Below are 9,408 nucleotides of genomic sequence, written 5' to 3' on the forward strand. Positions count from 1 at the left end.
CTGCGGCAGAACGTCAGCCTTGCTCCAACATCAGGCCGGAGATGCGCCGCACGCGGCGTTCAACCGCCTCTTCGAATACTCCCGCACGCGGCTCGATCAAGCTGAAGCAGTGCTTGGCGCGGGTGATGCCGGTATATACCAGCTCCTTGGTCAGCACCGGATTGAGCGCGTCCGGCAGCACCAGAGCGGTGTGGCTGAACTCCGAGCCCTGCGACTTGTGCACGGTCATGGCATAGACGGTTTCGACTTCATTGAGCCGGCTGGGTAACACGAAGCGCACCCCGCCACTGCCGTCGTTACGCGCAAAGGCCACGCGCAACAAGGCGACGCCGCGCTCGTCGGGCAGGCGCAGGGCAATGCCGATATCGCCGTTCATCAGTCCCAGGCCATAGTCGTTGCGGGTGACCAGCACCGGCCGGCCTTCGTACCACGGCTGCTGACTGTCGATCAGACCAGCGCTGTGCAGCACGCGGGTGACGCGCTCGTTCAGACCCTGCACGCCCCACGGCCCCTTGCGTACTGCACAGAGCAGTTGGAAGTCCTCGAAACTTTGCAGCACCTGGCCGGCCCACTGCTCCCAGCGCGGGTCGTCTGCTGCGGTCGCGGGCGGGGGGCGCAGGCGACCGATGTTGCGCAGGTAATGGCGGTAGCCCTGTGGGCCGTCGGTGCCGCGATCAAGGCCATCGAGCAGCAGTCTGTCGAAGCGTCGATCATGCTCGCCTTGCAGCGACAGGCCGTGCACGTCGTCGAGCTTTTGCGTCAGCAGTTCGCGCGCCGCCTGGGCTTGCTGGCGGTTGACCAGGCGGGCCAGCTGACCGATCCCACTGCCTTCACCAAACCGCCGCGAGTGGCGCAACATCACCACCTGCTGCGCAAGTGGATGCTGCTCGGCGTCGCCGGGGGTTAGCCCGCTGTCCTGCAGGGACTGTCCGCCGACCTGCTCCAGCCAGGCGCGGGTGGCCGCCGAATAGAAACCCTCCTCGGCATCGCGGCACAGGTCACCGAGCACTGCACCGGCTTCGACCGAGGCCAACTGGTCCTTGTCACCCAGTAGCACCAGCCGCGCCGACGTCGGCAAGGCGTCGAGCAACACGGCCATCATCTCCAGGTCGATCATCGATGCTTCATCGATCACCAACACATCCAGTGGCAACGGGTTGCCAGCATGGTGGCGGAAATGGCGCGAGCCCGGGCGGCTGCCGAGCAAGCGGTGCACGGTGCTGACGTCGGTCGGAATCTGCTGGCGGACCTCAGCGCTGACCTCAAGCAACTCGACCTGTTGGCCAATCGACTCGGTCAGGCGCGCAGCGGCCTTGCCGGTGGGCGCTGCCAGGCGAATCCGCAGCGGCCTGCCCTGCTCCACCGCAGGCCCTTGCAGCAGTGCCAGCAGGCGTACCACTGTTGTGGTCTTGCCGGTGCCGGGGCCGCCGGTGATGATGCTGAACGAGGCGCGGGTAGCCAAGGCGCAGGCGAGTTTCTGCCAGTCGACCTGGCCTTGCGGCGCGCCACCCTTGAACAGTTGCTCAAGCCGTTCCGGCAGCGCTGGCGCGATGACTTGATCCGCAGCCAGGCGCTGGCGCAGCGCGTTGTCGATCTGCCGCTCGTAGCTCCAGTAGCGGCGCAGGTACAGGCGCAAGCCGCTGAACACCAGTGGTCGCGCGCTGTGCCCCGGCGTATTGCCAGTGGCCACTAGCGGGCTGGCCGCGATGCGCTCGCACCAGGTGTGCTGATCGAGCTTGGTCAGCAGTTGGGATGGCAGCAGCAATGGCCCGTCGAGGGCATCACCTTCCGGTGGCAGCGATAGGGCGAAGTCCGGCTCGGCCAGGGTCTGGGCGAGGTCCAGGCAGACATGTCCGTGACCCAACTGGTGGCTGGCCAGGGCAGCGGCGAGCAACAGCAGCGGGTCGCTGCCGGGCGCACGCTCTTCAAGAAAACCCACCAGTGCGCGGTCGAGCGCGCGCAGCCAGCCGCGCTCAACCCAGCGGTCGAGCAGGATCAGCAGGTCATGGCTGCTCTGCAGCGGCGCCAGGGCAGCCAGCTGCTCGGCTTGCAGGGGGGTTGGCAACAGGTCTTCAAGGCGGCGGCTCATGGCGCGGCTCCGGCAAACAGGTCCTGCTGTGCCGGCACCGGGGCACCGCGGAACAGGGCATCGAGGGCTTCGATCAGCTCACGTGGCGGCTTGCTGAAATACACCCCGTGGCCTGCCCGGCTGGCGCCACGCAGGAAGATGAACAGCGCACCGCCGACATGGCGGTCGTAATCGTAGTCGGGCATGCGCGCGCGCAACTGGCGGTGCAGCGCGAGCAGGTAGAGCACGTACTGCAGGTCGTAGCGGTGATCGAGAATCGCCTGTTCCATGGCCAGCGCGTTGTAGCTGTGCAGGTCCGGGCCGAGCCAGTTGGATTTGTAGTCGGTCACGTAATAACGGCCGTCCAGCTCGAAGGCCAGGTCGATAAAACCTTTGAACATGCCGTTTAGCTGGCTCGGCTCGGCGGCGGCACGCGCGGCGCCGCCGTGGGTATGCCGGGTCACCAACTGATCAAGCTCGATGACATCGACCTTATGACTGGCAAACCAGAATTCCATCTCGATCTGATACTGCTGCAGGTGCGCCAAGGTCAATTGGCGATCCTCGCCATGTAACGGCAGCGGCTCGACCAGCAGATGCTGCAGCCACTCGGTGAGGCCCGGGATCCAGCCTTTCCAGTCCCGCCGGTTGCAGCGTTGGCCGACCGTATGTTCGATGAGCTGAGGCTGCTGGCTGACTTCGGCGAAGCCCTCACGCCCGGCCCACTCGAGCAGACCGTGCAGGAAGGTGCCGGGATTGGGCCCGCGTGGGAAGCGATGAATGTCGCCGCTCTGAGCCGGGATATCACGCAACTGCTGGGCGTCGATGCGCTCGTCATCGGTCAGCTGCTGGGCCAGCGAGCTGTCACCGGCAAGGCTCTGGTCGCCCACGCGCAGGGCGCTATAGGAGGCGATCCACCAGTTCTCTGCCGCAGCCCGGCGTGGCTTGCGCGCAGCAATCAGCTCGTGACCATCTTGTGGGGGCAGATAGCGCTGTTCGTCTGCGCCAGGCAGCTCTTCACAGACGATATCCGCGCAGCTCGCTTGCAGGCTTTGCAGCCACTCGGCCAGCTGTGCCGACGAGGCCAGCGGCAGGCCGCCGCCGAGCAGATAGCCCAGGGCCGAGCGATGCAGCAGCGAGTGTTTCTGGTTACCGCGTTTGAGGTCGGCGACACCGAGCCAGCAGGCGTGCTGGGCGCGGGTCAAGGCGACGTAGAGCAAGCGCAGATCTTCGGCCAGGCGCTCGTCATCGGCGCGCTCGATCTGCTCTTGGTCAGGTGTCAGGGTCAGGTGCGCGTGGCCGTCGCTGTCGTGCCAGATCAGCGGCAGGCGCTGGCCATCGACCGGCTTGCTGGTGCAGATGAACGGCAGATACACCAACGGATACTCAAGGCCCTTGGACTTGTGAATGGTCACGACCTTGACCAGTTGCTCGTCGCTTTCCAGGCGCAGGATCTGCTCTTCGCCCGCCTGCCCGGAGCCGGCCAGGTTTTCGCCCAGATGGCGGATCAAGGCTTGCTCGCCATCCAGTTCGCCAGCGGCCTGCTGCAGCAGTTCGGCCAGGTGCAGCAAATTGGTCAGCACCCGCTCGCCGTCGCTGCGGGCAATCAGCCGGCGCGGCAGTTCGAAGTCATGCAGCAGGCGCCGCAGCATCGGCAATACGCCCTGGCGCTGCCAGGTTTCGCGGTACTGGCGGAAGCGCATGACCCAGTCTTCCCAGACCCGCTCGTCCTGGTTCAGCCGCTCGAGTTCAAGCAGTGACTGCTCGAGGGTCGGGCTGGCCAGGGCGGTCTTGAGCAGGCGCTCGGAGTCGGGTTCGGCGCAGGCCTTGAGCCAAGCCAGCAGGTCGTGCGCCTCCTGGGCGGCGAACACCGAGTCTTTGTCCGACAGGTACACACTGCGCACATCGCGCGCTGCCAGCTCGGCGCGGACCAGCTGCGCTTCGCGACCGTCGCGCACAAGGATGGCGATATCCGAAGGCAGGCACGCCCTGAGTTTGCCATCGATTTTTCTGAATCCACTGACGCCCTGTTGACCACCGTTGAGCAGCCCGACGATATGGCTGGCGCAGCTGGCGGCCAGTTGCTGACGATAGAGGGTACTGGACACCGGTTCGTCGCTGTCCAGCCGCCAGCAATGCAGCGCGGCGGATGGCTGGTCGTTGATCAGCAGTTGCTCGCTGCGGCCCTTGGCGTGGACCTCGATGAACGGCAAGGGATTGTCTTGCCCCTCACGGAACAGGAATGCGCCGCGGCCACTGCTACGCCCTTCTGCGGCGAGGAACAGGCGGTTGACCGCACTGACCATGGCTTTGCTGGAACGGTAGTTGGTGTCCAGGCTGTGCAGGCGCCCGGCAGTGGCGCGGCGGGCCGCCAGGTAGGTAAAGATGTCGGCACCGCGGAAAGCGTAGATTGCCTGCTTCGGGTCGCCGATCATGAACAGGCCGGTTTCGGCGTGGTTCTGGCTGATCTGGTAGATGCGCTCGAAGATGCCGTACTGGACCGGGTCGGTGTCCTGGAATTCGTCGATCAGGGCGACCGGGAACTGCTCGCGGATGAGCGCGGCCAAGCGTTCGCCGGACTCCTGATTGAGCGCGTGCTGCAGGCGCAGGAGCATGTCGTCGAAGCCCATCTCGGCGCGCCGGCGCTTCTCCTGCTCGAAGCGTGCCGACACCCAACTGGCGGCATGCTCGAGCAAAGGCACTTCGGGGCTGGCCAGGCCTTGTAGCTGCTGGCGCAGGGTTTCCATGGCGCGCAGGGCCGGGTGATCGGGTGGGTCACCGTGCTTCCAGGCTTCGGCCATGCCGGCTGGAGTCAGGCGGGTGAAGCCAGTGCCCAGATCCAGTTCGAGGACCTGATCGTCACCGGCCCAGGCGCGCAGTTTTTCGAACCACGGCTCGAAGTAACGCGCCTGCAGCTTGCGCCCATCAGCGTGCTTGGCCGCAACCGCAGCGTGGCAGATCTGCTGCAACTCGTCGGCCCAGACGCCCCAAGGCGCCTTGAGCTGGCACAGCTGCTGCGCGCGTTGCTCCAGAGTGGTCTCGATGAGTGCCTGCGGCTCGATATCATCGGCGCTGCTGGCGACACGGCCAAACAGCGGACGCAGGCGCGGCAACAAGGCATCGGGGCTGACCCAGTTGCCGCGTACCCAGTTCAGGGACTCGCCGCGCATGCCATAGCAGAAGCGCCGCCAGTAGTCGCGCATGACCTGGCCGAGCAGTTCGCTGTGATCGGTCTCAAGACTTTGGGTAAACAGGCTGCCGCTGTCGAAGGCGTGTTCGCGCAGCATCCGTTGGCACCATCCGTGAATGGTCGACACGGCGGCTTCGTCCATCCACTGTACGGCCACTTCCAGACGGCTGGCGCAACGTGGCCAGAGCTCTGCCGGGTAGTCGGCACGGAGCATCTGCAGCAGCGGGTCGGCGTCGCCCAGCTCGTCACGGAAGAACCGTGCGGCTTCGGCCAGTCGCGTACGAATGCGCTCACGCAGCTCTTTGGTGGCCGCATCGGTAAAGGTCACCACGAGGATCTGCGGCGGCAACAGCTCGCGGCCAAAGCCGTGCGCATCGCCATGGCCGAGGATCAGCCGCAGGTACAGCGCCGAGATGGTGAAGGTCTTGCCGGTACCGGCGCTGGCTTCGATCAGCTGGCTGCCATGCAGCGGGAAGCTCAAGGCCAAGGGGCGGGCCTGGGTCATGCGGCACTCTCCGGATTGCCCTGGGTTTGCCAGGGCGCGGCGAACAGGGGGCGGTACAGGGCTTCACACCAGCCTTCGAAGGTTTCATCGGCGCTGAGTGCGGCGAAGTCGCGGAACTGGCGCGCCAGGGCGAGGCTTTCGCTGCGTTCGCCAAAGCTGTTCTGGCCGTCGCCTTCGTAGGCCCGGGCGGCAGCGGCCAAGGCCTTGTCCGGGTCGTCCTGGCCGAGCCAGGCGAAGGCGGTCTTGGCCGCCACCGGCAGCGGCGCGTTCATGCCGGCCTGGCGTGCGACCAGCAGATCAGCAAGCCGCTCACTGGCCTCAGCCTGTGGCAAAGGTTCCAGCAGCAGGGTCAGGTCGCTGGCCACCAGTGCACTGTGCAGCGGGTAGCCGGCAGCGCAGCCAGCCAGGTGCATGACCCAGGTCGGAATCAGCCGATGGCGCTTGAGGTTGTTACGCCCGGCACTGATGGTGTTGGGGATGGTAGTGATGCTCAGCAGGCTTTGGTCGGCCGCCTGATACACCCGCCCAAGCCAGCCTTGCAGGCGCTCGCGGCCATGCTCGAAGTGAATCGGCAGCGCGCCTTCGACCAGGCTCGGCCAGCGTTGCAGCAGGTGTCGATGACGTTGCAGCAGATTGGGCAGGGGCTCGATCAGCTCGGCCTGGAGGATCTCGCCAAAACCGGCCAACGGCAGCAGGCCATGGCCTTGCAGGCGGCGCGCCTGGGCGTACAGGGCCGATTCGGCGTTGCCTGGGTCAGCCAGGGCGGCATCCAGCAGGCTTTCGCTGAGGCCGTAGCGCTGCAGTGCGTCGAGCACGAACGGTTCTTCGTCCGGGGTCGGTGCCTCGAGTGACTCGAAGAACACCTTCAAGCGTTGGCGGAAGAAATGCCGCACCGGGTGACGCAGAAAGTCCTGCAGTTGGGTCAGGCTCAGCGGCTCGTCATTGACGTAGGGCGCTAGCGTGTCGTCTGCGGGCGGTGTGGCAGCCTCGGCCTGATGCAACAGTTGCCACTCATGGGCGTAACTGAACAGCGGGCTACCTTTCTGGAAGTAGCGCTGGCTGAACGGCTGCAGCGGGTGCTCCTGAGTCAGGCCGTGCAGCAGTTGCTGGCCGGCGTCTTCGCGCTGGCCTGGCTTGGCGTTGGCGACTTGCCAACCGGCGGCCAGGTGATCGCGCAACTGGCCGATCAGGACCGAGGCCGGCCGCTCGCTGTTGTCGCGGATGCTGCGCCCTACCCAGCTGACATACAGCTGGTCGCGGGCAGACAGCAGGGCTTCGAGCAGCAGGTAGCGGTCATCCTCACGGCGCGAGCGGTCGCCTGGGCGGTAGTCACTGGCCATCAGGTCGAAATCCAGCGGCTGCTGGGCTCGTGGGTAATCGCCGTCGTTCATGCCCAGCAGGCAGACCACCCGGAAGGGGATCGCTCGCATCGGCATCAGCGTGCAGAAGTTTACTGAGCCGGCGAGAAAGCGTTGCGAAAGCTTGCCTTGATCGAGACCTGACAGCCACGCCTCGCGCACTACCGTCAGTGGTAGTGGCTCGTGCAGGGCGACCGTATCGCAGGTTTGCAGCCAGGTGTCGCGTAGGTCCTGAAGCTGTACCAGAAGAAACTCGTCATGCTCGTTTTCGGCCAGGAAAAACACCTGCAGCAGTGCATTCAGGCGCTCGCCCCACTCAACTGCTGTTGCCGCTTGAGCGAGCTCGACACAGGCCACATCAAGCGCATCGAGCAACGCCACCAGCGGCCCGATCAAGGCGGCATCGAGGCCGCCGATCTCGTCGTAGGGCTCGATGCCATCGCAGCCCTCGCCTACGCCCACTGCGTAACCGAGCAGCATCCGGCGCAAGCCAAACCGCCAGCTGTTCTGCTCCAGCCCTTCGGGCAGGCCGAGGCTGGCGCGCTGGGCGGCACTCAGGCCCCAACGGATGCCGGCGCCTTCGATCCAGCGATGCAGAGTCGGCAGGTCGCTTTCCTGAATCGCGAAGCGCGCGCGCAGTGCGGGCACGTCGAGCAGATCGAGTACTTCACTAACGGCAAAGCGACTGTCGGGCAGCTTGAGTAGATGCTCAAGAGCGATCAGTAAAGGGTCACGGCCACGCTGGCCCTGATCGGTCAGGGTGAACGGGATATAGCGCGGGTCGTGGCGATCGAGCTGGCCGAACACCGCGCGGATATGCGGGGCGTAGTCATCGATGGCCGGCAGCATGACGATGATGTCGCGCGGGCGCAGGGTAGGATCGGCGCTGAAGCGGGCCAGCAGTTGGTCGTGGAGGATCTCGACTTCACGTTGGGCGCTGTGGGCGATGTGAAACCTGACCGAGCGGTCCTTGGTCGGGTCCACCGCGGGCCAGACTTCGCGGGTTTCGGCCAACGGCCGCAACTCGAGAATGTCATCCTGCAACTGGTTGAGCAGATTGCCTGGCTGGGCCTCACTGAACAGGTCGATGCGGCCTTCGTTGAACACGCCAAGGTAACTGGCAGGGTCGTCGTAGCTGTCGAGCAGGTTGATGTAGTCACGGCCCTGTTTACCCCAGGCAGCGAGCAACGGGTGGGCATGCTGGTGCAGGCTCTCGTCGTCCAGTTGCAGGGGCATGCCCTGCTTGCGCTGTTGGCGCTTGTACTGGTGGCGGAGCAGGTCTTTGTCGGCAACGATATCGCCCCAGTGGTGACGACATGGGTTGTGCACGCAAAGCAGCACCTGGCTGAAACGGGCCAACGCCGCCAGAGCCTCGAGTGCCTGCGCCGGCAGGGACGAGATACCAAAGACGATGACTCGCGCTGGCAGGCCCTTGGGCGGCTGCTCGAGGCTGTTCATACGCTCGATAAAGCGCTGGTGCACGCCGGCACGGCTCTGCTCCATACCGGCCTGGCCGACATCTTCGAGCAACGCCCGCCACAGTTCGGCCTGCCAGCAGTTGCCGGCAGCCAGTGGCTTGCGCTGGGCGCGGGCAGTGTTGAGAACATGCTTACCGGCTGCCCAATCCTGCAGCCAGTCGGCGCGGTAGACCTGATATTGGTCGAACAGGTCAGCCAGGCGCTCGGCCAGCTGGTAGCGCTTGCGCAGGTCGCTGTCGTCAGTCAGAAAGCGCCGTAGCGGCTCGAAGTGCGGGCGCTCGATCAGCGCCGGCAGCAAGCGCATCAGGCGCCAGGTAAGTGGGGCCTTGTCGAGCAGGGATACTTCGGGGATTTCGTCGCGGCCGAGCACCTTGCGGTACAGCTGCCACATGAAGGTACCGGGCAATTGCACATCGATGGCGGCAGCGATGCCACAGCCGCCGCTGTCATCGTCTTGTGGGTCTTCGGCAAGGGCGAGTTTCAGCCATTGGGCGATGCCATTGCTTTGCACCAGGGCGACTTCGTTTTCCAACGGGGCCAGAGGGAAGCGGCGCATCATACTCACCACCAGGCTGCGCAGGTCGTCCAGGCGGTTGCCGTGAACAATCATGAAGCCGGGGTGCAAGCGGGTATCTGCCATTGCGCTCTCTCTGAAAGGCGTTCGTCCTGGGGGGAACCATATCATGGGCGGGGGTAATGCGATGGGGGCCGCTATGTAGCCCCAGATTTCCGGATCCCGGAAAAGACAAAACCCCTACCTGCTCGCGCAGATAGGGGTTTTGCGAAATGAATCTTGACGATGACCTACT

The 9,408-nt window shown here is 65.2% G+C and carries 3 protein-coding genes; all 3 read right to left on the minus strand.

All coding sequences use genetic code 11. The annotated features are described in order from the left end of the window. Positions 1-13: 13 nt before the first annotated feature. The 3 genes from recD to recC are packed head-to-tail and all read right to left on the minus strand — an operon-like array spanning position 14 to position 9,239. Positions 14-2,089, minus strand: coding sequence for an exodeoxyribonuclease V subunit alpha (gene recD / locus IDM28_RS18995; protein WP_188036662.1), 2,076 nt, complete (start codon positions 2,087-2,089; stop codon positions 14-16). Continuing rightward, positions 2,086-5,763 (minus strand): exodeoxyribonuclease V subunit beta, encoded by a 3,678-nt coding sequence (gene recB, locus IDM28_RS19000; protein ID WP_188036663.1) that lies wholly within the window; start codon positions 5,761-5,763, stop codon positions 2,086-2,088. Before recB ends, recD begins: the two co-directional genes overlap by 4 nt. Continuing rightward, positions 5,760-9,239 (minus strand): exodeoxyribonuclease V subunit gamma, encoded by a 3,480-nt coding sequence (recC, locus tag IDM28_RS19005; RefSeq protein ID WP_188036664.1) that lies wholly within the window; start codon positions 9,237-9,239, stop codon positions 5,760-5,762. The genes recB and recC overlap by 4 nt, the downstream gene beginning before the upstream one ends. Positions 9,240-9,408: the final 169 nt, after the last annotated feature.

The sequence above is a fragment of the Pseudomonas sp. EZ-C24 genome, assembly GCF_014525325.1.
Lineage (GTDB): Bacteria > Pseudomonadota > Gammaproteobacteria > Pseudomonadales > Pseudomonadaceae > Aquipseudomonas > Aquipseudomonas shirazensis.

What these genes read in the sequence shown, in the direction of transcription:
- recB (WP_188036663.1), bottom strand. Translation starts at nt 5,763, where the DNA reads ATGACCCAGGCCCGCCCCTTGGCCTTGAGCTTCCCGCTGCATGGCAGC.
- recC (WP_188036664.1), bottom strand. Translation starts at nt 9,239, where the DNA reads ATGGCAGATACCCGCTTGCACCCCGGCTTCATGATTGTTCACGGCAAC.
- recD (WP_188036662.1), bottom strand. Translation starts at nt 2,089, where the DNA reads ATGAGCCGCCGCCTTGAAGACCTGTTGCCAACCCCCCTGCAAGCCGAG.